The organism is Dietzia sp. WMMA184 (assembly GCF_002441635.1).
GTDB lineage: Bacteria > Actinomycetota > Actinomycetes > Mycobacteriales > Mycobacteriaceae > Dietzia > Dietzia kunjamensis.
Genome location: NZ_NXEI01000001.1, coordinates 2,546,133 through 2,569,622, shown reverse-complemented (window position 1 = coordinate 2,569,622; position 23,490 = coordinate 2,546,133). Strand labels below are relative to the sequence as shown.

Here is a 23,490-nt window from a genome sequence, read left to right as displayed (position 1 = left end):
CGCCGTGCGAGTCGCTACCCCCGCAGTGCCGCCTCGACCGCCTCGCGCAGGTCCTCGGGCTTCCGGTTGGGTCCGAACCTGTCGATCACGTGGCCGTCGCGGCCCACGAGGAACTTGGTGAAATTCCACTTGATCCGGCCGCCGAGCACCCCGGACTTCTCGGACTTGAGCCACTCATAGAGCGGGTGAGCATCCGAGCCGTTGACCTCGACCTTGGAGAACAGCGGGAACTCCACGCCGAAGTTGCGCTCGCAGAACGCGCCGATCTCCTCGTCGGAGCCCGGCTCCTGGTGCGCGAACTGGTCACACGGGAAACCGAGCACTACAAAGCCCTCGTCGCGGAACTCCTCGTACAGCTTCTGCAACCCCTTGTACTGCGGCGTGAACCCACACTTGCTCGCGGTGTTGACCACCAGGACGACCTGCCCGGCGTAGTCGGACAAGTCCTTCCCGCTCCCGTCGAGCAGGCTCGCCCGGAAATCCGCGAGAGTGGTCTGGTCGTGGCGCATGGGCACTCCTCGTCGTCGCCCCGGCCCCGGTCGGCCGGCCCTCGACGCCATTGTGACCGTATTCAGGCGCCGCGTGCGGGCGTACTCTGGCAGACCCGCGCGTGAGGAGTCCGCCCGTGAGTCACGTCATCTACACCGCCTTCGTCTCGCTCGACGGCGTCGTCGAGGCCCCGGGCGGCGAGCCCGGCTACCGCAACACCGGCTGGACGTTCGCCGTCGACTTCGACGAGGACGTCTACTCGATCAAGGCCCGCGAGCAGGACGAGGCCGGCGCGATGATGCTCGGCCGCGTCAGTTACCAGGCGTTCTCCGCCGTGTGGCCGCAGATGGACGACGAGTTCCCCCGCTACAACGCCATGCCCAAGTACGTGGTGTCCACGACGTTGGCCGAGAGTGACCTTGTCGAGGGATGGGGGACGACGACGATCCTGCGCACGCTCGACGAGGTGGCCGCGGTGAAGGAGGCCGAACCGGCGCCGATTCTCGTGCACGGATCGGCGACGCTGGCCCGGAACCTCTCCGACGCCGGGCTCATCGACCGCTATCACCTGTTGGTGTTCCCGTTCGTCCTCGGCGCCGGCAAGCGCATGTGGAGCGACACCGACAAGCCCCGGCAGAAGCTGGACCTCGTCGAGAGCCAGGCGTATCCCAACGGGGTGCAGAAGCTGATCTACGACGTCGGCGGATTCGACCCGGACGTCTGAGATCTAGCGGGCCGCACCGCGGGAGACCTCGGGCATCGTCATCGCCGACACCGCGCCGACCACCCCGAGCACCGCGAGGAAGACCAGCGCCCACTGCACGCCCAGCACCGCGAGCGCCGAGCTGATCCCGCCCACCACCAGCAGGATGATCCCCATGGCCGTGTTGCCCACTGCCACGTAGGTCGTCCGGAGGTCACCCTCGGCCACGTCCACCACGTAGGTCTTGCGGCCGACGCGGACGCCGGAGTGCATCAGCGTGAGCAGGAAGTAGGCCCCGACGAACACCGTGGCCCCGAGTGCCGACCCGCCGTCGAAGCCCGGGATCGAGACCGCGAGCACCAACGCGACCGCCACCGCCGACGCGGCCGTGGCTGCGCCCGCCATGAGCAGTCGGCTCGATCGGTCGGCCAGCCGCCCGAAGACTCGCCCCCCGATGAGAGACGCCACGCCCGAGGCGAGGATGAACCCACCCAACCCGGCCAGCGCCCCGGTGCCCGAGGCGACCGACATCGACACGATGAACGGCGGGCTGAGCGAGGACACCAGCAGCAGGCCGCGGACGGTCACGAACTTGCGGAACGTGGCGTCGTCCCGGAACAGTCGCGCCGCGTCCGCGAACCACGTCGACGACTCCTCCGACGCACCGCCAGTGGCCGCGCCGTGGCCCTTCGTCGCGCCGTGATCCTCCGTCGCGCCGTGGTCCTTCGCTCCCCGGCGGGCGCGCCCGTCGCCGGCCGGCTCGACCACGCGGGAGTACGTCGACGCCGAGAGCAACCACAGCACCGCGCCCGCCACCAGCAGGAACGCCAGTTCGGTGCTGTCGAGGTCGCCGCCGCCTAGGATCCGGATGGCCAGGCCGAGCGTGATCGCGACCAACCCCGCCGCCGACGTGGCCAACCCGATGATCTGGCCGCGCTCCCCCGACGGGATGGTGCGGCCCTGCACGTCCTTCGACGCGATCGAACACAGGCAGCGGCCCAGCGAGAACACCACGAGCGCGACCAGGATGCCGACGCCCGCTGCCGTCCCGTGCCCGAGGGCGGCGATCGCGGCCATTGCCGCCACCGATGCCGCCTGCACCAGCGCGCCCGTGACGAACACCCACTTGCGGCGGCGCACCCGCACCACCAGCGGCGTGAGGAAGGCCTGCGGCAGCATCGACCCGGACTCCCGGATCGGCACCAGCAGACCGACCAGCGCCGCCGGCACCCCGAGCACGTGGAACAGCCACGGCAGCACGGTCGATGCGTTGACCGTCTGGTCACCCGAGGACTGCAGCGTGTTGGCGGCCACGAGCCTCAGCCCGTTGCGCGGAAGCTCGCGGCGGACGACGTCGGGGAGGTCGCGCTCGGCGTCGGCATCGCGGGTGACGAGGCGAGAATAGAAGCGTTCGGCGGTGGTCACCATTCAAGAGAATAGCGGCCCGCCCGCCGGGGCATCCGGGCCCCTTCGCGGCCTCGCACAGATGGCGACCGGCGCCGGGGGATCACCCCGACGCCGGTCGCGTGCTCTCTGTGCGTGTCCGCCCGGATCAGGCAAGCGGACGCGCGCAGATCAGGCGAGCGGGCCGCCGCAGTTCGGCCACGCGCCCGGGCCCTGGCCCGCGAGCACGCGTTCGCCGATCTGGATCTGCTGCTCGCGCGTGGCCTGGTCGGCCGTCGCGGCGAACTCGCCGCCGCCGTAGCCGCTCCACGTCTGGGCCGCGAACTGCAGGCCGCCGTAGTAGCCGTTGCCGGTGTTGATGTGCCAGTCGCCACCGGACTCACACTGCGCGACCTGGTCCCACGTGCTCGGCGGGGCCGCGTTCGCCGCCGGAGCGGCCAGTGACGCGCCCCCGGCGGCGATACCGCCGGCCATGATCGCGCCGGTCAGGGTTCGTACGAGCTTCTTCTGCATCCCTCGTGACCTCCTGTGGGTCTCGTATCGTGAGTCGATCTCTTGTCGTGCGTCGATCTACTGTCGTGGCGGCCGACACTACGAACCGACCGGCGGGCCCCCGCAACCCCCTCCGCGGGTCCGGGGCCGGGGCCGAGCAGCACACGGGGGCACGGCGGGGACGGATCATTGCTGGTCACCGCACCGGTTCGACGGGATCGACGCCAGGCGGGACCGGTCGCGTGAGAAGGCTCACCTCGTCGTCGTCGACCCGCCGGATGTTTAGGCACCCCTAGGCTCGTCGACATGACCGAACACCGGGTGGACATCGACGGCCGCACGGTGGCCGTGCACGAGTGCGGTGATCCCTCCGGCGAGCCGCTGATCCACTTCCACGGCACGCCGGGATCGCGGCTCGAGGCGGACTTCGGGGCCGGGCTCGCCGAACGGGCCGGCGTCCGCGTGATCGGATTCGACCGACCCGGGTACGGCCGGTCGGACGCGGGACCGATCAGCCTGGCCGGCGTCACACGTGATGTAGAGGCCATCGCCGATGCCCTGGGCCTCGGGCGGTTCGCGGTGTCGGCATGGTCGGGCGGCGCGGCGTTCGCGCTGGCCACCGCCGCCGCGTTGCCAGGGCGGGTGCTGCGGGTCGGGGTCTCCGGTGGGCTCGCGCCGTATGAGGGCAGGCCGGGCGCACGGGAATCGCTCACGCCGAACGACCTCGACGCGCTGTCCCACCTACCCGATGACCCGGCCCGGGCGGCAGAGGTGTTCCGCACCGGCAACGCCGACTTCCTCGACGCGATGCTCTCGGTGCGCGACAACGAGGCGGCGCCCTGGGTCGACTGGATGTTCGCGGCCAGCGACCCGGCCGTGGTCGCGGACCCCGACGCCCGACACGCCCTGTTCGTCAACTTCCGCGAGGCGCTGCGCCGGGGCGCCGACGCGATCGCGTGGGACAACGTGGCGTTCGTGGGGCCCTGGGGTTTCCGGGTCGAGGACATCGCCGCGCCGGTGCTGCTCTGGTACGGCGACGACGACGAGATCGCCCCACCCGACCACGGGCGATGGCTCGCCGCGCATCTGGACTGGGCCCACCTGACGGTCTACGAGGGCCAGGGGCACCTGCTGCCGCTGGCCCACTGGGACGAGATGCTGCGCGCGCTGACCGCGCCGGCGTGAGGTCGCCCGTGTGAGTTCGCCCGTGTGAGCTCGCCCGCTCGAGCTGGCGGGAGAGATGGCCGTGCACTCCCGCCGCCCGGCGCACATACTGGCCGCATGAGTGACTACACGAAGGGCGACCACGTCGAGTGGAACTCCGAGGCCGGGATGGTGCGCGGCGTGATCCGCGAGATCCACACCGAGGACGTCGAGTTCAAGGGGCGCATGCGGCGCTGCAGCACGGACGAACCGCAGTACGAGATCGAGAGCGACAAGACCGGCCACCTGGCCATGCACAAGGGCTCTGCACTACGGAAGATCGACTAGCCGGGGCCGGCGCGCGCGGGGGGCCGGCCTCGCGCACAGGCAGGAGCAGCCCGCGCTGCGGCGGGGGCTGCGGCGGGAGCAACCCGCCACGATTGGCACATCCACGTGCGATCCACCGACGGAGGCCCATCGGTGGATCGCACTCGGATAGGTGGATTTCGGCTGTTACGGACGCGGGCCGGCGGTCACGGCCGAGCTCAGCCGGAGACGGCGGAGGCGAGGTTGGACAGCGAATCCTCCATCTGCTGCTCCGACACCAGTGGGAACGACACCTTCTTGAGCACGTCCTTGTCCGTGACCTTGGACCAGTCGTAGGTGTGACGCACCAGCGTGGAGTCCGGGCCCTGCGCCTCGAGCTCCCAGACCCACTCCCAGCCCTTGGGGTCGGTACCGGCGGGCGCGGGCTGCCACGCCAGGATCTTGTCCTTGCCGAATCCGGTCACGTGGTTGTCCATGCGGTACTCACCGCCCATGTGCTCGCCCTCCATGTCCATGGAGAAGACGTCGCCGACCTGCTGGATGCGGTCGGACTTGTAGTCGCCCCGGACGAAGCCCGACCCGTCGAGACGGGCGTGGTTCTCCGGGTTGGAGAGGAACTCGAAGATCTCGGCCGCCGAGTGGTCGATCACGCGCTCGACGGTGATGGCAGTGGAATTACTCATGACCCCACCGTGCACCCCGGGGCAGCGGAACGCATCCGGTCGGTCGTCCGCTCCCAATTCACCGTGGATTCACCCCGATAGCCCTAGCCCGACCGATGCGGGTGCCAGGATGGGATATCGATTCGAAGGTCCTAGATTGGGAGTGGTCGCTGTGTCGAGGTCTGTTGGTCGCCGGGCGGTTCTGGCGTCGGTCGCGGTGTTCGCGGCCGGCGCCCTCGGATTGGCGGGCTGTTCCGAGCCCGCCACCACGGGCTCCGGCGCGACGTCCGACTCCGCGGCCGCGTCCGGGGAGGTCACCCTGTACACCTCGGAACCCCAGGCCAAGATCGACGAGATCATCTCCGCGTTCAACGAGGAGCAGCCGGACATCGAGGTGAAGGTCTTCCGTGCGGGCACCGGCGACCTCAAGGCCCGCATCGAGGCGGAGCGGAGCACCGGCGCGGTGGCCGCCGACATCCTGCTCGCGGCCGACGTCCCGACGTTCGAGCAGTACAAGGACCAGGACCTCTTCCAGGAGTTCGAGCCGAGCGAGGCCGACGCCATCGAGGATGTCGCCGTCGACCCGGACGGGTTCTACGTCGGCACCCGCATCATCCCCACCGTGATCGCCTACAACACAGGCGACGTCACGGACCCGCCCACGTCCTGGGCCGAGCTGGCCGAACCGGAGTACCTCGACCGGATCATCCTGCCCAACCCGGACGTCTCCGGTGCGGCCGCCTTCAACGCAGCGGCGTGGAGCCTGCAGCCCGACCTCGGCGAGGAGTGGATCAACCGGCTCGGCGCCAACAACCCGCAGGTCGCCGAGTCGAACGGCCCCGTCTCCCAGGCCGTCGCCGAGGGATCCAAGCCCGTCGGCATCGTGGTGGACTACCTGGTCCGCGATCTCGCCGCGCAGGGCTCGCCCATCGCCGTGAGCTACCCGAGCGAGGGCGTCCCCTACATCACCCAGCCCGGCGCGGTCTTCGCCGACGCCCCGAACCCCGAGGCCGCCAAGCTCTTCCTCGACTTCATCGTGTCCCAGAAGGGCCAGCAGATCGCGGTCGAGCAGAACTACCTGCCCGTCCGCGACGACGCCGGAACCCCCGAGGGCGCCCCGGCGCTCACCGACATCACGCTGTTCGACCAGGACCTCGAGGCGATCGCCGCCTCCCAGGACGAGGCCGTGGCCGCCTTCAACGCCGCCGTCCGGTAGGTGACGCTCCCCCTCCGGCTGGCACTGTGGGCGTCCCTCGCGGGCGTCATGGTGCTGCCCCTGGCCCTGGTCATCTCCCTGGGGCTGGGGGCGAACCACCTCCCTGAACTCATCGACCAGGGCCTGCTCCGCGCCACCGCCAACAGTCTCGTCAGCTCACTGCTCTCGGCGATCGGGGCGGTCATCATCGGCACGCTGATGGCGTTCCTGCTCGACCGCACCGACCTGCCCGGTCGCGGCGCGCTCCGACTGTTGCTGCTCACCCCGCTGTTCATCCCGCCGTTCATCGGCGCCATCGCGTGGAGCGGCCTGCTCACCGACGGCGGCCTGGTGGACCGGGTGCTGGGATTCTCCCCGTGGAACTTCTACGGCGGGCCCGGGGTGGTCTTCCTCCTCACCCTGCACGCCTACCCGATGGCCTACTTCGTGGTGGCCGCGGCGCTGCGCAGGATCCCCGCCGAACTGGAGGAGGCGAGCCGCCTCTCCGGTGCCCGGCCGTCGCGGACGCAGGTCGACATCACGCTGCCGCTGATCCGCCCGGCCATGGCAGCGGCGTTCACCCTGACCTTCGTCAGCGGGATCGGCGACTTCGGCATCCCCGTCATCGTCGGCCTCCCGGCCGGGTACGAGACGCTCTCCACCATGGTCTACCGGTTCCTCGAGTCGGGTTCCGTGGCCTCACCGCTGCAGACCGTCTCCCAGATCGGGGTGGTGCTGCTCCTGCTCGGCGTCCTGGGCACGCTGCTGGACCGGCAGGTCACCAAGGGGTCCGTGGAGTTCGGCGGCACCGGACGTCCCGCCGACCCCCAGGCCCTCGGCCGTGCGCGCGTCCCGCTCGGGGTGATCGCGTGGGTCGTCAGCGTCGTGGTGACCCTCGCCCCGCTCGTCGGGCTGGCCGTCCGGGCGCTCCTGCCCGCCCCGGGGGTCCCGCTCACCCTCGAGACCGCGACCCTGGACAACTTCCGCCGCGCGCTCACCGCCTCGACCACCATCGACGGCGTGACCAACTCCGTGGTGCTCGCCCTCGGCGCCGCCGTGGTCTGTGGCGTCCTCGGCCTGCTCGTCGCGCTGTTCACCACGCGGTTGGCCGGTCGTGACCGGGAGCCGATGCTCCTGTCGGTGCTGCTCCCGCAGGCCGTGCCGGGCCTCGTGATCGCCACCGGGTGGCTCATCCTCGGCCGCTACACCGGGCTGTTCAACACCCGCTGGGTCATCCTCGGCGCGTACGTCACGGCGTTCACGGCGATCGTCGTCCAGACCGTCCGCGGACCGCTCGCGGGGATCCACTCGTCGATGGAGGAGGCCGCGCGGATCGGCGGGGCGAAGGCGCTGCGCTCCCGCCTCGACACCAGCGTGCGCCTGGCGTTGCCGTCGGTCGGGATCGGCATGATCATGGTCGCGGTGACGGCGGTCCGCGAACTCACGCTCTCGGTCCTGCTCGTCGCGCCCGGCACCCAGACCCTCGGCGTGGTGATCTTCCAGTACCAGCGGGCGGGGGACTACAACGCCTCCTCCGCCCTGTCCGTGGTCCTCATGGTGGTGGGCCTGCTGGTCCTGGCCGCCTTCGGCGCCCGCTACAGCCGACCCGCCACCGGGTCCGAATCCGCACCCAGGAGTATCCGTGCCTGAACTCGTCGCCCACGGCGTCGGCGTCCGCTTCGGCGAGACCGTCGCCCTCGACAACCTAGACGTGCGGGTGGACTCCGGCCGGATCCTCGCGCTCGTGGGGCCGTCCGGGTCCGGCAAGTCCACCTTCCTGCGCGCCATCGCCGGATTCGAACGCCCCTCCGCGGGAACGATCCGGGTCGGCGACAGGACCCTGGTCGGTGACGGCATCCACCTCCCGCCCGAGGAACGGGGTCTCGGTATGGTCTTCCAGCACCACGCCGTGTGGCCGCACCTCAGCGTGGAGGACAACGTCGCCTACCCCCTGCGGCGTGCGAAGGTCCCGGCCGCCCGGCGGCGTCGACTCGTCGCGGAGGCACTCGAGACCGTCGAACTGGGCGACTTCGCCCGTCGTCGCCCCGACACCCTGTCCGGCGGCCAGCGGCAGCGGGTCTCGCTCGCCCGGGCGATCGTCGCGCGGCCGGGGGTGCTGCTCCTCGACGAGGCCCTGTCCGCACTCGACGAACCCCTCCGCGCGTCCCTCCGACTCATGCTCCGCCGGCTGGCCGCCGAGCACGACCTCACGATGGTCCACGTCACCCACGATCGCGGTGAGGCACTGGCGATCGGGGACGAGGTGGCCGTTCTCCACCGGGGCCGGCTGGTGCAGTGCGACGTGCCCGACCAGCTCGACGCCGCGCCGAACAGTGCGTTCGTCGCGGGCTTCCTGCACGATGCCACACTCGTCGACGGGACCGTCTCCGGTGACGGGTTCCGGTCCGACTCCGGCGGGATGACCCTCCGCCCCGAGGCGCTGACCGGCCCGGCCGGGTCCGTGACGGGCCCGGCGACGCTCGCCCTCCTGCCGGCAGGGCTCGCCCTGAGCACTCCCGGCGCCGGGGTCGAGACCGCGGCCGGATCAGAATTCGGGCCGGGGGTCGGGGCCGGTCCGGGGGTCGGGGCCGGGCCCGACCGGATCGGCGCGGAGTTCGTCACCTCGCTGTACGGCCGTAGCGGTCGGACCGTCATCTGTCGGCACGAGGACATCGAGCTGCGGGTCCTCGTGCCGACGGGCACCGCCGTGCCGACGCGGGTGGGCGAGGCCGTGGGGATCGACGTACGTCGCGGGTTCGTCTACCCCCGCGACTGACACGCGGACCCGGGCCAGGTCAGCGGCCGCGCGCCACGACTCTGCCGATGAGGCGCGTCGAGCCCAGGAAGGGCACGCGGGTGAAGCGCTTGGAGTACCAGAAGAACGTCGCCAGGGCGTCGGGCGTGATCACCACTCGCCGGGCCTCGATGCCACGCACCGATCGCCGCGCGATGATCTCCGATGTCAACCGCGTCCGCGACAGCAGCTTGCGTGCCATCTCGTCCGCCCGCGCGTCCTCACCGGACAGGGAGTCCGCCAACCCGGACCGGAAGAACTGCGGGCAGATCACCGACGTCGACACCCCGCGGGGCCGCAGCTCGGCGTCCAGGGTCTCCCCCAACGCCACCGCCGCGGCCTTGGTCGCGTTGTAGGCGCCCATCTGGGGTGCATGCACGAGCCCGGCGGCGGAGGCGGTGATGACCAGGCGGCCACCCCGACCCAGCTTGGGGGCGAGCGCCCGGCAGCCGCGCACCACCCCGAGCAGGTTGATGTCCACGATCCGCTGCCACGCCTCCATCGAGGTGGAGCCGAGCGCACCGCCGATCGCGATCCCCGCGTTGTTGACGAGGATGTCCAGCGACTCGATCTCCTCCGCGGCGGCCCGCCAGTCGTCATCCGAGGTGACGTCGACCCGGCGGTACGTCCACCGCCCCACCAGTTCCTGCACGGCGGGCGGGGGCTGGGCGTGGACGTCCGTGAGGATCACCTCGTCCCCGAGTGCCAGGTACTCCCTGGCCAGCGCCAACCCCAACCCCGACGCGGCACCGGTGATGAACACCCGCCTGCCACCACCGTCGGCGACCGTCCGCCCGGACCGTTCGGCACTCTTCCGTGGGAGCAATCGGCTCATGCGGTGGCCACCTCGTCGTCGTAGTCGTCTTCGTGATCCCGTGCGTCCTCGACCTGCCCACCGTCGGGGCCGACGCCGGCGGTCCCGGGTCCACGGCGGGCGCCGGTGAGCTCCACGCGGTCCCCGAACGCCATCTCGCGGCGCTGGTCGCCGAAGGCCAGCTCGGGGATCTCCACCAGGAAGTTCTGGACGTAACGCCACGGCCGGGTCGTGCCCTGCTTGGGGAACTTGTGGCCGTCGCGCTGGATGTACCCGGCGTCGAAGTCCAGCAGGAGCTGGTCGGCCGGCCCGGCAGGAAGGCGCGGCGCGTACACCGACTCGCCCGCCTTCCACAGCTTGACCATGTACCGGGAGACCAGGTCCGCGCGCAGTGTCCAGGACGAGTTGATGTAGCCGACCGTGAAGCTGAAGTTGGGCACGCCCGCCAGCATCATGCCGCGGTAGGTCGCCAACCTCGGGACGTCCAGCGCCTCGCCGTCGATACTCAGCGTGCCGCCGCCGAACGCCTCGAGCCGCAGGCCGGTCGCGGAGATGATGACGTCGGCCTCGATCTCCTCGCCCGACCGCAGGCGGATCCCGGCGGGCGTGAACCGGTCGATGTGCCCGGTCACCACCCGTGCGCCACCACGCCGGATCGCACGGAAGATGTCGCCGTCGGGAGCCTTGCATACGCGCTGGTCCCACGGCCGGTACGGCGGGGTGAAGTGCTCGTCGATCTGCTCGGTCGAGATGTAGCGCCTCTGCATGAGCCGCAGCCCCGCCTTGAACAGCCAGGGCAGCCGCTGTGCGATGACGAACTGGGCCGTGTCCCGCGCACCGTGGTTGAGGCGCGCCGCCCGGTAGCTCCACGGAGCGGGCAGCAGTCGGCGCCACACCGCGCTGATGAGGTCCTTCTCCGGCAGCGGGCCGACATAGCTGGGGGTGCGCTGGAGCATGGTCACGTCCGCGCCCAGCTCGGCGAGCGCCGGCACCAGCGTCACGGCCGTCGCGCCCGACCCGATCACCACGAACTTCCGGCCGGTGTAGTCGAGGTCAGCGGGCCACTGCTGGGGGTGGATGATCTCGCCGCGGAAATCCGCCTCGCCGGGGAACTCGGGGCGGAACCCCTCGGCGTGCGAGTAGTAGCCGGAGCCGAAGTGCACGCGCCGCGCCCACACGATGCGTTCGCCGTCATCGGTGACGCAGGTGATCCGGTAGAGCTGGTGATCACTGCGCCAGTCCGCGTCGGCGACCCACGAGCGCAGGTGCAGGCGGTCCAGCGCGCCGGCCTCGCGGGCCGTGTCGCGGAGGTACTCCTTGATCTCCGCGCCGCTGCCGAGGGTCGAGGCGTGTGGCCAGGGCCGGAACGGGAACCCGAAGGTCGCCATGTCCGAGTCCGAGCGGATGCCGGGGTAGCGGAACGTGTGCCACGTGCCCCCCAGGTCGTCATGGGCGTCGTGCATCTCCCATCGCCAGTCGGGGAACGCCTCGTGCACGTGGTGGGCCAGGTCGATGCCGGACAGGCCCGCCCCGACGATCAGCAGGTCCAGCGGGTCTCCGGGCGCTGCGCCCGGGCCGTCCGGACGCTCGGTGGAATTGATCATGACCGGTACGGTATCCGCTGACGGCACCGCAGGCTTGCCGGAATGCGCCAATAAGTTGCTCGATCGCGCCAAGTGCCGCAGGGTGGTCCCATGGCGTTCATCCGATCGGCCGGCCTGCGCGGGGTCCGGCAGGTGGTCACCGAACTCGGCGGCGACCCCGACGACCTGGCCCGCCGGTCCGGGCTCCCCGCCGGCGCGCTCGACAGTGACGAGATCCTGGTGGAGGACCTGTCGATCGCCCTCCTGCTGGAGACCGCTGCCGCGGAGCTCCGGTGCCCCGACCTGGGACTGCGCGTCGCCGGGCACCAGGATCTCGACATGCTCGGCCCGGTCGCCGTGGCCGTGAAGAACGCCCGGACCACCACGCAGGCGCTCGAGGTGACCTCCAAGTACCTGTTCTTCCACTCCCGCTCGATCGAGATCACCGTGGTGCCCGATCCGCGCGACGAGGCCGACATCCTGGGGGTGCGGTTCGGCTACCGGGACCCCGGGCAGCTCATCCCGCCGCAGACGGTGGATCTCGTCCTGCTCTTCCTTCACCGCGCCATGCGCAGTGTGCTCGGCGGGGACTACGGCCTGGTGTCCGTCGACCTGCCCAACCCGCTCAACACCGACGCCGCGCGGTACGAATCGCTCTTCGGCGCGCCGGTCACGCCGTCCTCCCCGGCCGCGGTACTGCGCGTACCGTCCGCCCTCTTGGGCCGCACCATCTCCGGCGGCGACGAGGCGGTCCAGCAGCTCGCCCTGCGGTACCTGGATCAGCACATCCCCGAGGACCGGCGGAGCATGACCGAACGGACGCGCGCGGTCCTGCACCAGTCCCTCGACACCGGCACCTCGTCGCTGCCCCGGGTCGCAAGATTGCTCTCGGTCTCCCCACGCACGCTGCAACGCGGGCTGGCCGGGGAGGGCACGAGTTTCGCGACCCTGCGGGACGAGGTCCGCCGCGACATCGCAGTGCGCCTGCTCACCACGACGGAGATCCCGCTGGCCCAGATCGCCTCGGCGCTGGCCCTCGGCGACGCCACGACGTTCAGCCAGTACGCGAGGCGCTGGTGGGGGATGACCGCACGCGAGTTCAGGCACGGGCACACGACCCCGCCCGGAGTGGGACAATCGCGCACATGAGCGACACCCCCGCGTCCGACCCGTTGGCGATGTTGCGTTCCGGGCGAAGCCTCCCGGACGGCACCTCGATGGACGACCCCATCCGGGAGCAGATCCTCGACGCGGCGTCCGCACAGTTCGAGAGCGTGGGGATCGCCCGGTGCACGATGAACGACATCACCCGGCGGGCCGGGCTGGCGCGGATGACGCTGTACCGGCGCTTCGCCAACAAGCAGGAACTGGTCGAGGCGACGCTGCTGCGCGAAGCCGCCTGGTTCCTCGCCGACCTGCAGCGGGAGATCGACGCCCACGCCACGGTGGAGGACAAGCTCACCGAGGGCTTCGCGTTCACCGTCGAGACGCTCCGCGACCACGACCTGCTCAACCGCCTGCTGGAGACCGAGCCGGAGGCGACCGTCCCGCACTTCACGGTGCAGGGGGCGCCGCTCATCACCGCCGCCGCACACTTCCTGGCCGCCGAGATCTCGCGGACCGTCCCCGACTCCCGCCCCTACGAGGAACTGCTCGTCGGGGCCGAGCTCACGGTTCGCCTCGTCATCTCGTTCGTCCTCACGCCGTCGACCGCCATCGATCTGGACGACCCCGAGGTCTCCCGGGCGTTCGCACGCACCCACCTGGGCCCGCTGCTCGGCGGTGGACTCGCCGAGGGCTGACCCGCACCGCCGTGCAGAGCCCCGCCGCGCAGAGTCTCGCCGCGAGGATCCCCGCCGCGCAGATCTGAACCGAACCTCATGAATGGTTGACGAATCGCCTCTGCGTGTCTAGCGTCAGGTACAAATAGATCGCGGATGTCACTCTGTCACCGTCGATCTGCAGTCCACGCTCCCGATCCACGAGTCGGGAACCGGAAGGATGAGCCATGACCGCTGTCGCCCCCTCCCCGTCGGCCACCACCGAGGAGTACGAGGACACGCTCCGGCGCCTGTCGCACGCCTCGGTCCACCGCAGCTTCGACGCCTTCAAGGACATCCCGTGGGACGACCCGGACTTCGCGGTGGACCCCACCGACGAGCGCTGGATCCTGCCCGCCGGGATCGACCCGCTCGGCGGCCACCCGTGGTACCTGGGGCTGCCCCGGGAGAAGCAGATCGCGATCGGCCTGTGGCGTCAGGCCAACATCATGAAGGTCGGCCTGCAGTTCGAGAACATCCTCATCCGCGGGATCATGCAGTACGTCTTCAAGAGCCAGAACGGCGCCGCGGAGTTCCGGTACCTCACCCACGAGGCCACCGAGGAATGCCACCACACCCAGATGTTCCAGCAGGGCGTGAACCGCATCGGCGCCGACGTGCCCGGCATGGCGCGGTGGATCCGGCGGCTGTCCCCGATCATCCCGCTCGCCGCGGGCCCGTTCCCGGTGGCGTTCTTCATCGGCGTCCTGGCCGGTGAGGAACCCATCGACCACACCCAGAAGCAGGTCCTGCGCAACTCGGACACCCTGCCGCCGGTCCTGTCCCGGATCATGGAGATCCACGTGGCCGAGGAGGCCCGGCACATCTCGTTCGCGCACACCTACGTGGCCCGCAACGCCCCGCGGATGTCGCGCAACGAGTCGTTCCTCGTGTCGCTGGCCTTCCCCGTGATCATGCGGGTGCTGTGCGACGCGATCCTCAAGCCCACCAAGGAGTTCCGCGAGACGTTCGACATCCCGGACGAGGTCGTCCGCGAGCTGTACTGGGACAGCCCCGAGTCGCAGCGGTTCCTGTCGGACCTCTTCGGCGACGTCCGCAAGCTCGCCGAGGACTCGGGCCTGATGAACCCGGCCGCGCGGCGGGTGTGGAAGGCCCTGAAGATCGACGGGCGCCCCTCCCGGTACCGCGGCGAGCCGCCCGTGGCGTTCCGCGACTAGGCCGCCGACATGCCCCACGTCGTCACACAGGCCTGCTGCGCGGACGCCTCATGCGTCCACGCCTGCCCGGTCAACTGCATCCACCCGACCCCCGACGAGCCGGACTTCGCCACCGCCGAGATGCTCTACATCGACCCGGTGTCCTGCGTGGACTGCGGGGCGTGCGTGGGGGCGTGCCCGGTCGGGGCGATCGTCCCGCACACCGCGCTGGCCCCCGAGCAGCAGGACTTCCTCGGGATCAACGAGGCACTGACCGGGGACGACCGGCCGAGAAGGCCCCAGGCCCGCGTCCCCACGATCGTCCGCCTCGGTCCCACCCGGACAACCCTGCGGGTCGCGGTCGTGGGAGCCGGCCCCGCCGCGCTGTACGCGGCCGACGACCTCCTCCGCCAGCCCGGCGTGGAGGTGACGGTGTTCGATCGGCTCCCCGTCCCCCACGGGCTCGCCCGGCACGGGGTGGCGCCCGACCACACCAGCACCCGCGCGGTCGCGGACCTGTTCACCGCGATCGAGGAGCAGCCCGGGTTCGGCTACCGGCTCGGCGTGCACGTCGGCGAGGACATCACCGCCGAGGAGTTGGCGGCCCACCACCATGCGGTGGTGTACGCGACCGGGGCCGGCACGGACCGCCCCCTGGACATCCCGGGGGTCGACCTGCCGGGGAGCACGTCGGCCACGCGGGTCGTCGGGTGGTACAACGACCATCCCGACCACGCCGACGCCGACGTCCCGCTGGATCACGAGCGGGCGGTGATCGTCGGCAACGGCAACGTGGCACTGGACGTCGCCCGGATCCTGGCCACCGACCCGGAGCGGCTCGCGGGCACCTCCATCGCCCGCCATTCCCTCGAGGCGCTGCGGGGAAGCCGGGTCCGCGAGGTCGTGGTTCTCGGCCGTCGCGGCCCCGAGCACGCGGCGTTCACCCTGCCCGAGCTGGTCGGACTCGACGCACGTGAGGACATCGACCTGCGCGTCGACGCCCCCGACGGCATCGACCCGGACGCCGCGACCACCAGACAGGGCCGCCTGAAGCTGGAACTCCTTGCCCGGATCGCCGACCGGCCGAGCCGCGGGACCGCGGAGACGACCCCTCGTCGCCGGATCATCCTGCGTTTCGCGACCGCGCCCGTGGAGGTCGTGGGCACCGCGCGGACCGAGGGCCTGCGGGTCGTGCGCACGGAACCGGTCACCGACCCCGACGGCCGGGTGCGCGCCGTGCCCCGCCCGGGCTCCGAGGAGACCCTCGCGGCGGGCCTGGTCCTGGGCTCGGTGGGCTACCGCGGCGTGGCGGTGCCCGGGGTGCCGTTCGACCCCGCGTCCGCGACCATCCCCAGCCGCGAGGGCCGCGTCCTCGACGCCGCCGACGGCCGCGAGGTGCCCGGGCTCTACGTGGTCGGGTGGATCAAGCGGGGTCCGCGCGGGTTCATCGGCTCCAACAAGACGTGTGCGCGCGAGACGGTCAACTCTCTGCTCGCCGACGCGAACGAGGGTCGCCTACCCACTCCGGGCCCGGCCGCGCGGTTCGAGGAGTTGCTCCGGAGCCGCCGTCCGGTCCCGGCGACCGTCTAGCCGTACCGAACCGTCTGGCTGTACCGAACCGTCTGGGTGTACCGACCCGCTCAGGCGGCCTGATCGGACGCGACCTGATCCGCGATGACCCTCGCGAGCCGCGCCAGCGGGGTGGCACCGTCGACGTCGGCTTCGTACAGAGCGGCGTACCCCGCGTCGCGATAGGTCAGCAGGGTGTCGGTGACGTCGTCGAGCTGACGGAGCAGATGAGGCGACCACCGTCCGGGATGCTCCACGACGTGCAGACGCAGGGCTACCCGGGTGCGGGAGTCGGGGAGGTTCTCGATCAGCTCGTCGTAGACCTGGACGGGCGTCAGGTCCGAGTCCCTCACGGCGCCGCGGAGCAGGTTCGACGGTTGCACGCCGCTCAGCGGATCGCCCGGCACGGACACCCAGTGGGTGCGCTCGGGGATCGGTCCGCGGCGCGGTCCCGCCACGCCCTGCCCGCGCGGATCGGGCGTGCCGGCGAGCCAGCGGTCGCGCGGCCGGAACGGGTCGGCGACCAACCCCACGGCGGCGACCCGGTCGAGATCCTCCGGGCGGGCGTCCATCCAGTCGTGGATCACCCGGGTGCCGCAGCACGCCCCGATGAGCACGAGGTCGTCGGACGGGTGGAGATGGACGAGGCGGTTGAGGTCGGCCACCCCGGCCGCGGACGCCGATTCCCAGGTGTGCGACCGCCGGAGCCGACCCGACCCGGGCGCCGGCCACTGCACCCGAACGGCCTCCCGGGCACCTGTCCATCCGGCGAGGTCGTCGACGAACCGGCCGAGGATGGCCGAGGGCTGGCGGTACCCGCCGTCGCTGTCCGCGATGAGTAGTCGCATGTGGAGGCCTCCCGCCCGTCTCACGGCCCGGCCGTAAGATTGATGTGACAACCTCATTGTCATACGAACGGCTGACAAACAGCACCCACGGAAGATAAATGTTTCGTATCAATACGCGCGTACTGCTGGGCGAGTCGGTCAGGTACCGCAGTAGGTGACGTGAGGCGCGGCCTCGGGAGGGGCGGGACGTTCGTAGCGCTCGTAACCGGCGCGCCGGGTGTAGGGGTCGGTGACGACGACGAGGAGTTCGGACAGCGGACCCATGTCCCCTGCCGTCGCCGCGTCGAGGGCGTCCTCGACGAGATGGTTGCGCGGGATGTAGACCGGATTGACCCGGTCCATCGATCCCCGGTCCGGTCCGAGGGCCCGCCAGGTCGCCAGCCAGCCCTCCGCGAGCGCCCCGACCAGCTCGCGCACCGGCTCGTCGTCCCCGTCCGCGGCCGCCCCGAGCGCGCGGAAGAAGCCGGTGTAGTCGGCCCGCGTCGCGCTGAGCAGCCGGGACAGCTCGTCGATGAGGTCGGTCGCCTCGGTGTCCCCGACCTCGTCCGGCAGGCCGATCTTGGCGCGCATCCCGGCCGTCCACGCCCGCTGGTAGTGCTCCGGGAACGTGCCCAGCACCTCGGTGAGGAGCCGGACCGCCTCGTCCTGGTCCGGGTCGACCAGCGGGACGAGGGTCTCGGCGAACCGGGCGAGGTTCCACTGCAGAACCGGCGGCTGGTTGGCGTAGGCGTAGCGGCCACCGGTGTCGATGGAGCTGAAGACCGTGGCCGGGTCGAACTCATCCATGAAGGCGCACGGCCCGTAGTCGATGGTCTCGCCCGAGATGGTGGTGTTGTCCGTGTTCATGACGCCGTGGATGAACCCGAGGAGCATCCAGCGGGCCACGAGCTCCGCCTGGCCGCGGAGCACGGACGCGAACAGCTCCAGGTACGGGTTCTCCGCGTCGGCGGCGTGCGGGTGATGCCGGGCGATGGCGTGGTCGGCCAGCCGACGCAGCAGCTCGTCGTCGTCGACCGATCGCGCGAACTGGAACGTCCCCACCCTCAGGTGGCTCGCGGCGACGCGGGCCAGCACCGCGCCCGGCAGCGGCGACTCGCGGTACACGGTGTTCCCGGTGGCCACCACGGCGAGCGAGCGGGTGGTGGGGACGCCGAGCGCGTGCATCGCCTCGCTGATGACGTACTCGCGGAGCATGGGGCCGACCGCGGCCAGACCGTCGCCACCGCGGGCGAACGGGGTGCGCCCCGAACCCTTGAGGTGCAGGTCACGGCCATCGGGCAGCTCCCCCATCAGCAGGGCCCGCCCGTCGCCGAGCCGGGGCGAGTACCCGCCGAACTGGTGGCCGGCATAGGCCTGGGCGACCGGCGTGGCCCCGTCCGGCACGTGAGTGCCCGTCAGCACCCGCACGCCCTCCTCGCCACGCAGGTAGTCGGCGTCCAGGCCGAGCTCGTCGACCAGCGCGTCGTTGAGCACGAGTAGCCGCGGCCCGGACGCCTCCGCGGCCTTCCACGGCACGCCCAGTTCCGGGAACTCGCTCGCGTACCGGGTTCCGAGAGTGAGGGGGCGTGCGGTGTCCGTGGTCATGGCCCCGACGATACGGACGAGCCGCCGGGCGGGTCGGCGCGTGGACCGGGCTCGCCGGGTCCGGCCCGGTCCTCTCCCGCACCATCGCGATCGGCGATCCTCTCCAGGAGCCACGAGGCGAGCGTCGCCGTGACCACGCCCAGCAGGGCGATCCCGCCGAACATGAGCCCCACCGCGATCGTGCGTCCCACCGGGGTCACCGGCGAGTAGTCGCCGTACCCCACGGACGTCACCGTCACGGTCGCCCACCACAGGGACTCACCCCATGTCTGGATCGACGCCCCCGGTGCCCCACGTTCCGCGTTCAACACCGCGAGCGAGGACACTACGAGCAGGACCGCCGTCCACCCCGCGGCGTAGGTGATCGCCTGACCACGCACCACCGTGCCCGCCGACCGCCTCATCCCCCCGAGCAGGGTCACCAGCCGGAGCAGTCGCAGCGGTCGCAGGACCGGCAGAGCGATGACCGCGAGGTCGTACCAGTGCCTGAGCAACCACGGTCCGCGCCGCTCCGCCAACGCCAACCTGACCACGAAGTCCACGGCGAACAGAACCCAGGTCCCCGCCATCACGATCCGGGTGACCACTCCCACCGGACCCACGGGTTGTCCGACCACCATCACCGCGTAGGCGACCAGGAACGCCAGAGCCGCACCGATCAGGGGCCACTCCGCCAGCTCCTTCCACCGCGTCTCCGTCACCCGTCGATGATCCCCCCGGGCGCGGCGCGGTGGCCTCGGACACGCATGGTGGCCTCAGAAGTACTGCAACCCGCCGTCAGAAGTACTGCGACCCGCCTTCGATGCTGATGTGCTCGGCGGTGATGAACGTCGACTCGTCGGAGGCCAGGAACGCGACGACGTTCGAGATCTCCTCCGGCTCCGCCCACGTCTGCTCGAGGAACGTCGTGCCCATGAGGTTGAGCGGGGGGTTCGACTCGCCGACCGCCTCCAACGTGCTCACCATGTCTCCTCCGCCCATCGGGGTGGCCACGCCGCCGGGGTGGATGCTGTTGACCCGGACCTTCTTCGGGCCGAGTTCCACCACTGCGTCGTCGACGATCTTCCTCATGCCCTCGAGGTCGCGGACGTCCCCGACGGACAGTAGCGCGCGTCGCCCCTGGGCCTCGACCAACCGGCGGGTCTCGTCCAGGTCCTCCGGGGCGGCCAGGCGGACGGCGTGCGTCCTGCCCTGCCCGCGGGCGACCCCCGTGACGAACGTGACCTCGCCGTCGAGTTGTGCCGCGATGCCGAACGCCAGTCCTCGCCACGGTCTGCCACTGAAGATGGGCGCGACTGTCCCGAGAAGTGGGCGGATCGGGGCCTGTTCGCGCGCCCGGCGGATAGGTTCGGGAGGACACCGCAAGCCGCACATCCGGAACCGAGGTCACCCAATGTCCGCAAATGCTGTGGGATTCGCCCTTCTCATCCTCGGACTGGCGTTGTTGATCGGGAAGATCATCCGCGTCAAGGTCGGGATCGTGCAGTCCCTGTTCCTCCCCAGCTCCATCGTCGGTGGTGCACTGCTCCTCCTGCTCGGGCCGGAGGTCCTGGGCAGGTTCAACGGACCGTGGGGCGAGAACGGGCTCTTCACCGAACCGATGGTGGAGGTGTGGTCCTCCCTCCCGGGCCTGCTCATCAGCGTCATCTTCGCCACGATGTTCCTCGGCCAGGACCTGCCGCGCCCCTCCCGGGCCGTCAAGCTCGTCGGTCCGCAGCTCTCCCTCGGCGTGGCCCTGGGCTCCGGGCAGTACGTCGTCGGACTGTTGCTGGCCGCCCTGATCCTCGTACCCCTGCTCGGCGCCTCGCCCATGACGGGCGCCCTCATCGAGATCGGCTTCGAGGGCGGGCACGGAACCGCGGCCGGCATGCGGGGCGTGTTCGAGGAACTCGGGTTCACGGTGGGGGCCGACCTCGCCGTCGGCATGGCCACGGTGGGCATCGTCGGTGGCATCGTGCTCGGCATCGGTCTGATCAACTGGGGCGCCCGCACCGGAAGGACCGAACTCATCAGCGGCAGCGCCAAGATGTCCATCAGCGAGCAGAAGGGCCTCTTCCGCGAGGATGAGTACTACTCGGCGGGCAAGATGACCTCCCGCCCGTCGTCGGTGGAGCCGCTGTCCCTCCACGTCGCGCTGGTGACCCTGGCGATCCTCATCGGTCTGGGAATCCTCGAGGGGCTGCGTTGGATCGAGCAGGCCACCTACGCGTCGGTCATGCTCGACGAGAACACCCCGCTGGAGATCTTCGCCTACGTGCCACTGTTCCCCATCGCCCTGCTCGGCGGCGTCGTCGTCCAGGTCATCGCCACCAAGCTGGGCGTGGCACACGTGATCGACCCGCAGATCATGCTGCGGATCCAGGGGTGGGCGCTCGACTTCCTCATCGTCGCCGCCATCGGCACCCTGTCCCTGCAGGCGATCGGCGAGAACATCGGCGCCTTCACGATCCTCGCCGTGGCCGGCATCCTGTTCAACGTCGGGATCTTCCTCTGGCTGGCACCGCGCATCATCGGCCGCTACTGGTTCGAGCGCGGCATCGGAGACTTCGGCCAGTCGATGGGCGTCACCGCCACCGGCCTCATCCTCATGCGCATCGTCGACCCCGATGCCCAGAGCCCCGCGTTCGAGGCGTTCGGGTACAAGCAACTCGTCTTCGAACCGTTCTTCGGCGGCGGACTCGTCACAGCGATGGCCGTGCCGATCATCTTCCTCACCGGCGTCTGGCCGCTGTTCCTCACCATGCTGGTCGTCTTCCTCGTCGCCGTCCTGTCCGGACTGCTCTACTTCCGTCCCAGGGAGATGAAGGATCGGGCCGAGTGGAAGAAGGCCGGGAAACCGGAGGACGAATCCGACACCGCCACCGCGAGCTGACCGCGGCGGCCGGGCAGCGCCTAGGATAAGAAAAATCCGATCCGGGAGGTGCGCCGTGGCCACGAAGAAGCGCTGGAACGACCTGACCGACACGCAGAAGACGGTCCTGCTCACGCTCATCTCGGTGCAGGTGTCACTCGCTGCGACCGGGTGGGCGGACCTCGCCTCCCGGCCCGCGGCGAAGGTGCGGGGCTCCAAGGGCAAGTGGGCCGCGATCATCGCGATCAACTTCATCGGGCCGCTCCTCTACTTCACCCGCGGGCGGCGGTAGTGAACACCCGGTCACGGGCCGGGCTGGCCGCCGGTGTCCTCCTCGTCGTCGTCCTCACCCTCGGCGCGTGCGCGGCCGGACCCAACGTCGACGTCGCCCCCACCGGCGCGGGGTTCCTCCTCGGCCTGTGGCACGGGATCATCCTCCCCGTCACCTTCGTCATCTCCCTGTTCACCGACACCGTAACGATCTACGAGGTGAACAACAACGGAAACTGGTATGACTTCGGCTTCGTCGTGGGACTGGCCCTGTTCTCCGGCCCGGCCCTCGCCGGCGGCCGGGGGCGGCGGGGATGACGCGCGTCCTGGTGACCGGCGGCGTCCGCTCCGGCAAGTCCCGGCACGCGGTGCGACTGCTCGGCGGCACCGACACGGTGACGTTCGTCGCGCCGGGTCGCCCCGCCGACGAGCTCGACGACCCCGACTGGGCAGCACGCGTCGACCACCATCGGGCACACCGGCCCGCGGGGTGGCGCACCCTGGAATCCCCCGACGTGGCCTCCGCGCTGCGTCACGCCCCCGGCCCGGTCCTCATCGACTGCCTGGGCACCTGGCTCACCGCCACCGTCGACGACCTGGGACTGTGGGACGCCCCCGCCGACGAGGCGCGCGCCGCCGTCGACGAACGCACCGACGCCCTCTGCGCCGCCCTCACCGCCCGCGACGACGTGGTGCTGGTGACCAACGAGGTCGGATCCGGGGTCGTGCCCCCGTACCGCTCGGGCGCCGTGTTCCGGGACCTGCTGGGCGCGCTCAACCAGTTCGTCGCCGAGTGCTGCGACGAGGTGCACCTGGTGGTGTGCGGGCGGGTCCTCACGCTGTGACCGGGCACGTGACGACCGGCCTGAGCGCCTTCCCGCTCACACCTATGAGCGATGACCGGGTCGACGAGAGCGCCTATGCGGCGATCATCGAGCGACTGGTACGCGCGGGCGTCGACTCGATCGGTGCGCTCGGTTCCACCGGTTCGTATGCCTACCTCGACCGCGAGGAGCGGCGCCGGGTCGCCGAGGCGACCGTCCGACACGCGGCGGGGGTTCCGGTGATCGTCGGGATCAGTGCCCTGCGGACCTCCCACGCGCAGGCCCTCGCCCACGACGCGCAGGCGGCCGGCGCCTCGGCGGTGATGCTCGCGCCCATGAGCTACCAGCCGCTCACCGACGACGACGTGATGGGCCTGTACACGGACGTCGCCGGTGAACTCTCCGTGCCACTGGTGGTCTACGACAACCCCGGCACCACCCGTTTCGGATTCACGCCCGAGCTCTACCTGCGACTGGTCGAACTCCCGCAGGTGGCCTCGATCAAGATCCCGCCGCCGCCGGCGGAGCCCTCAGCGGCGCGTGAGCACCTCGCCCGACTGCGCTCCGCGGTGCCCGAGCGTGTGGGCCTGGGGGTCTCCGGCGACCCCTCGGCCGCGGCGGCACTGCTCGCGGGCTGCGACAGCTGGTACTCGGTGCTGGCCGGCACCGTCCCGGGCCCGGCCCTGGCGATCGCGCGGGCGGCGCTGTCCGGTCGGGCCGAGGAGGCGCTGGCCGAGTCCGCCGGGCTGGCGCCGCTCTGGGAACTCTTCTCCGCGCACGGCAGCCTGCGGGTGGTCGCGGCCGTCGCCGAGATCCTCGGGCTGGCCGCGGAGAACTGTCTGCCCCGGCCCGTGCTCGGGCTCACCGGTGCCGACCGGACGTCCGTAGAGACGGTGGTCACAGCCCTTTCGCTGGGGAAATAACCGCACACTCATGCCGACGGCTCCATACTTGGACCATC

The 23,490-nt window shown here is 71.0% G+C and carries 25 protein-coding genes; 15 read left to right on the top strand and 10 right to left on the bottom strand.

Annotated features, from left to right (window positions below; genetic code table 11):
- Positions 1–14: 14 nt before the first annotated feature.
- On the bottom strand, positions 15–509 hold the full coding sequence (locus CK206_RS11770; RefSeq protein WP_067713012.1) for a glutathione peroxidase: 495 nt from the start codon (positions 507–509) through the stop codon (positions 15–17).
- 116 nt (positions 510–625) lie between these two features.
- On the opposite strand from CK206_RS11770, the gene CK206_RS11765 reads away from it, so the two are divergent.
- Positions 626–1,213, top strand: coding sequence for a dihydrofolate reductase family protein (locus CK206_RS11765; RefSeq protein ID WP_096906512.1), 588 nt, complete (start codon positions 626–628; stop codon positions 1,211–1,213).
- Between the two features lie 3 nt (positions 1,214–1,216).
- On the opposite strand, the gene CK206_RS11760 is transcribed toward CK206_RS11765, so the two are convergent.
- Together CK206_RS11760 and CK206_RS11755 are read right to left on the bottom strand one after the other, a co-directional pair.
- Positions 1,217–2,620 (bottom strand): MFS transporter, encoded by a 1,404-nt coding sequence (locus CK206_RS11760; protein WP_254050565.1) that lies wholly within the window; start codon positions 2,618–2,620, stop codon positions 1,217–1,219.
- 147 nt (positions 2,621–2,767) lie between these two features.
- The gene (locus CK206_RS11755; RefSeq protein WP_096906511.1) at positions 2,768–3,109 is read right to left on the bottom strand and encodes a transglycosylase family protein; all 342 of its coding nucleotides are present in this window, start codon (positions 3,107–3,109) and stop codon (positions 2,768–2,770) included.
- A gap of 285 nt (positions 3,110–3,394) precedes the next feature.
- On the opposite strand from CK206_RS11755, the gene CK206_RS11750 reads away from it, so the two are divergent.
- Both CK206_RS11750 and CK206_RS11745 read left to right on the top strand, forming a co-directional pair.
- Entirely contained in the window at positions 3,395–4,273 is an 879-nt protein-coding gene (locus tag CK206_RS11750; RefSeq protein ID WP_096906510.1) for an alpha/beta fold hydrolase, read from the top strand.
- Positions 4,274–4,369: 96 nt separating this feature from the next.
- A complete protein-coding gene (locus CK206_RS11745; RefSeq protein WP_067713023.1) occupies positions 4,370–4,579 on the top strand; it encodes a DUF2945 domain-containing protein in 210 nt (69 codons plus the stop codon).
- 197 nt (positions 4,580–4,776) lie between these two features.
- On the opposite strand, the gene CK206_RS11740 is transcribed toward CK206_RS11745, so the two are convergent.
- Positions 4,777–5,241, bottom strand: coding sequence for an SRPBCC family protein (locus CK206_RS11740; RefSeq protein ID WP_069389847.1), 465 nt, complete (start codon positions 5,239–5,241; stop codon positions 4,777–4,779).
- 151 nt (positions 5,242–5,392) lie between these two features.
- Here CK206_RS11740 and CK206_RS11735 point away from each other — a divergent pair, with 151 nt between their 5' ends.
- Genes CK206_RS11735 through CK206_RS11725 form a run of 3 tightly spaced genes read left to right on the top strand, consistent with a single transcriptional unit; the run spans position 5,393 to position 9,191 of the window.
- Positions 5,393–6,436 (top strand): ABC transporter substrate-binding protein, encoded by a 1,044-nt coding sequence (locus CK206_RS11735; RefSeq protein ID WP_069389848.1) that lies wholly within the window; start codon positions 5,393–5,395, stop codon positions 6,434–6,436.
- A gap of 48 nt (positions 6,437–6,484) precedes the next feature.
- Positions 6,485–8,065 (top strand): iron ABC transporter permease, encoded by a 1,581-nt coding sequence (locus CK206_RS11730; RefSeq protein ID WP_187699948.1) that lies wholly within the window; start codon positions 6,485–6,487, stop codon positions 8,063–8,065.
- Entirely contained in the window at positions 8,058–9,191 is a 1,134-nt protein-coding gene (locus CK206_RS11725; RefSeq protein ID WP_096906508.1) for an ABC transporter ATP-binding protein, read from the top strand. Before CK206_RS11730 ends, CK206_RS11725 begins: the two co-directional genes overlap by 8 nt.
- A 19-nt stretch (positions 9,192–9,210) precedes the next feature.
- On the opposite strand, the gene CK206_RS11720 is transcribed toward CK206_RS11725, so the two are convergent.
- Together CK206_RS11720 and CK206_RS11715 are read right to left on the bottom strand one after the other, a co-directional pair.
- A complete protein-coding gene (locus CK206_RS11720; RefSeq protein WP_083249768.1) occupies positions 9,211–10,044 on the bottom strand; it encodes an SDR family NAD(P)-dependent oxidoreductase in 834 nt (277 codons plus the stop codon).
- Complete coding sequence (locus CK206_RS11715) at positions 10,041–11,627, bottom strand: NAD(P)/FAD-dependent oxidoreductase (RefSeq protein WP_132063868.1); 1,587 nt, start codon at positions 11,625–11,627, stop codon at positions 10,041–10,043. The genes CK206_RS11720 and CK206_RS11715 overlap by 4 nt, the downstream gene beginning before the upstream one ends.
- A gap of 90 nt (positions 11,628–11,717) precedes the next feature.
- Between CK206_RS11715 and CK206_RS11710 the strand changes: the two genes are divergently transcribed.
- From CK206_RS11710 to CK206_RS11695, 4 genes are all read left to right on the top strand, one after another.
- Positions 11,718–12,755: an AraC family transcriptional regulator gene (locus CK206_RS11710; protein ID WP_067713037.1), complete on the top strand. Its 1,038-nt coding sequence runs from the start codon at positions 11,718–11,720 to the stop codon at positions 12,753–12,755.
- Positions 12,752–13,408 (top strand): TetR/AcrR family transcriptional regulator, encoded by a 657-nt coding sequence (locus CK206_RS11705; protein WP_083249769.1) that lies wholly within the window; start codon positions 12,752–12,754, stop codon positions 13,406–13,408. The genes CK206_RS11710 and CK206_RS11705 overlap by 4 nt, the downstream gene beginning before the upstream one ends.
- A gap of 206 nt (positions 13,409–13,614) precedes the next feature.
- A complete protein-coding gene (locus CK206_RS11700; RefSeq protein WP_069389843.1) occupies positions 13,615–14,604 on the top strand; it encodes a diiron oxygenase in 990 nt (329 codons plus the stop codon).
- 9 nt (positions 14,605–14,613) lie between these two features.
- Positions 14,614–16,173 carry an FAD-dependent oxidoreductase gene (locus CK206_RS11695; protein ID WP_096906507.1) on the top strand — a complete coding sequence of 520 codons (1,560 nt, stop codon included), beginning with the start codon at positions 14,614–14,616 and terminating at the stop codon, positions 16,171–16,173.
- Between the two features lie 50 nt (positions 16,174–16,223).
- Here CK206_RS11695 and CK206_RS11690 read toward each other — a convergent pair whose 3' ends face one another.
- The 4 genes from CK206_RS11690 to CK206_RS11675 all read right to left on the bottom strand — a co-directional run bounded on the left by CK206_RS11690 (position 16,224) and on the right by CK206_RS11675 (position 19,832).
- Complete coding sequence (locus CK206_RS11690) at positions 16,224–17,000, bottom strand: hypothetical protein (RefSeq protein ID WP_096906506.1); 777 nt, start codon at positions 16,998–17,000, stop codon at positions 16,224–16,226.
- 138 nt (positions 17,001–17,138) lie between these two features.
- On the bottom strand, positions 17,139–18,584 hold the full coding sequence (locus CK206_RS11685) for a YdiU family protein (RefSeq protein ID WP_096906505.1): 1,446 nt from the start codon (positions 18,582–18,584) through the stop codon (positions 17,139–17,141).
- On the bottom strand, positions 18,581–19,285 hold the full coding sequence (locus CK206_RS11680; RefSeq protein ID WP_254050564.1) for a potassium channel family protein: 705 nt from the start codon (positions 19,283–19,285) through the stop codon (positions 18,581–18,583). The genes CK206_RS11685 and CK206_RS11680 overlap by 4 nt, the downstream gene beginning before the upstream one ends.
- 76 nt (positions 19,286–19,361) lie before the next feature.
- Entirely contained in the window at positions 19,362–19,832 is a 471-nt protein-coding gene (locus CK206_RS11675) for an SDR family oxidoreductase (protein WP_173674845.1), read from the bottom strand.
- Between the two features lie 145 nt (positions 19,833–19,977).
- Here CK206_RS11675 and CK206_RS11670 point away from each other — a divergent pair, with 145 nt between their 5' ends.
- From CK206_RS11670 to CK206_RS11650, 5 genes are read left to right on the top strand one after another with little or no spacing between them, the layout of a single operon-like run.
- Positions 19,978–21,456 carry a sodium/glutamate symporter gene (locus CK206_RS11670; protein ID WP_096906503.1) on the top strand — a complete coding sequence of 493 codons (1,479 nt, stop codon included), beginning with the start codon at positions 19,978–19,980 and terminating at the stop codon, positions 21,454–21,456.
- Between the two features lie 55 nt (positions 21,457–21,511).
- Positions 21,512–21,727 carry a hypothetical protein gene (locus CK206_RS11665; RefSeq protein WP_096906502.1) on the top strand — a complete coding sequence of 72 codons (216 nt, stop codon included), beginning with the start codon at positions 21,512–21,514 and terminating at the stop codon, positions 21,725–21,727.
- Positions 21,727–22,023 carry a hypothetical protein gene (locus CK206_RS11660; RefSeq protein ID WP_096906501.1) on the top strand — a complete coding sequence of 99 codons (297 nt, stop codon included), beginning with the start codon at positions 21,727–21,729 and terminating at the stop codon, positions 22,021–22,023. Before CK206_RS11665 ends, CK206_RS11660 begins: the two co-directional genes overlap by 1 nt.
- Positions 22,020–22,550, top strand: coding sequence for a bifunctional adenosylcobinamide kinase/adenosylcobinamide-phosphate guanylyltransferase (locus tag CK206_RS11655; RefSeq protein WP_096906500.1), 531 nt, complete (start codon positions 22,020–22,022; stop codon positions 22,548–22,550). Before CK206_RS11660 ends, CK206_RS11655 begins: the two co-directional genes overlap by 4 nt.
- A complete protein-coding gene (locus CK206_RS11650; RefSeq protein WP_371606856.1) occupies positions 22,499–23,452 on the top strand; it encodes a dihydrodipicolinate synthase family protein in 954 nt (317 codons plus the stop codon). Before CK206_RS11655 ends, CK206_RS11650 begins: the two co-directional genes overlap by 52 nt.
- Positions 23,453–23,490: the final 38 nt, after the last annotated feature.

Excerpts from the sequence above, each read along its gene's own strand:
- CK206_RS11730 (WP_187699948.1), top strand. The coding sequence starts at position 6,485 with ATGGTGCTGCCCCTGGCCCTGGTCATCTCCCTGGGGCTGGGGGCGAAC.
- CK206_RS11745 (WP_067713023.1), top strand. The coding sequence starts at position 4,370 with ATGAGTGACTACACGAAGGGCGACCACGTCGAGTGGAACTCCGAGGCC.
- CK206_RS11715 (WP_132063868.1), bottom strand. The coding sequence starts at position 11,627 with ATGATCAATTCCACCGAGCGTCCGGACGGCCCGGGCGCAGCGCCCGGA.
- CK206_RS11655 (WP_096906500.1), top strand. The coding sequence starts at position 22,020 with ATGACGCGCGTCCTGGTGACCGGCGGCGTCCGCTCCGGCAAGTCCCGG.
- CK206_RS11740 (WP_069389847.1), bottom strand. The coding sequence starts at position 5,241 with ATGAGTAATTCCACTGCCATCACCGTCGAGCGCGTGATCGACCACTCG.
- CK206_RS11760 (WP_254050565.1), bottom strand. The coding sequence starts at position 2,620 with ATGGTGACCACCGCCGAACGCTTCTATTCTCGCCTCGTCACCCGCGAT.
- CK206_RS11695 (WP_096906507.1), top strand. The coding sequence starts at position 14,614 with ATGCCCCACGTCGTCACACAGGCCTGCTGCGCGGACGCCTCATGCGTC.
- CK206_RS11710 (WP_067713037.1), top strand. The coding sequence starts at position 11,718 with ATGGCGTTCATCCGATCGGCCGGCCTGCGCGGGGTCCGGCAGGTGGTC.
- CK206_RS11690 (WP_096906506.1), bottom strand. The coding sequence starts at position 17,000 with ATGCGACTACTCATCGCGGACAGCGACGGCGGGTACCGCCAGCCCTCG.
- CK206_RS11755 (WP_096906511.1), bottom strand. The coding sequence starts at position 3,109 with ATGCAGAAGAAGCTCGTACGAACCCTGACCGGCGCGATCATGGCCGGC.
- CK206_RS11720 (WP_083249768.1), bottom strand. The coding sequence starts at position 10,044 with ATGAGCCGATTGCTCCCACGGAAGAGTGCCGAACGGTCCGGGCGGACG.
- CK206_RS11770 (WP_067713012.1), bottom strand. The coding sequence starts at position 509 with ATGCGCCACGACCAGACCACTCTCGCGGATTTCCGGGCGAGCCTGCTC.
- CK206_RS11685 (WP_096906505.1), bottom strand. The coding sequence starts at position 18,584 with ATGACCACGGACACCGCACGCCCCCTCACTCTCGGAACCCGGTACGCG.
- CK206_RS11705 (WP_083249769.1), top strand. The coding sequence starts at position 12,752 with ATGAGCGACACCCCCGCGTCCGACCCGTTGGCGATGTTGCGTTCCGGG.
- CK206_RS11700 (WP_069389843.1), top strand. The coding sequence starts at position 13,615 with ATGACCGCTGTCGCCCCCTCCCCGTCGGCCACCACCGAGGAGTACGAG.
- CK206_RS11750 (WP_096906510.1), top strand. The coding sequence starts at position 3,395 with ATGACCGAACACCGGGTGGACATCGACGGCCGCACGGTGGCCGTGCAC.
- CK206_RS11670 (WP_096906503.1), top strand. The coding sequence starts at position 19,978 with ATGTCCGCAAATGCTGTGGGATTCGCCCTTCTCATCCTCGGACTGGCG.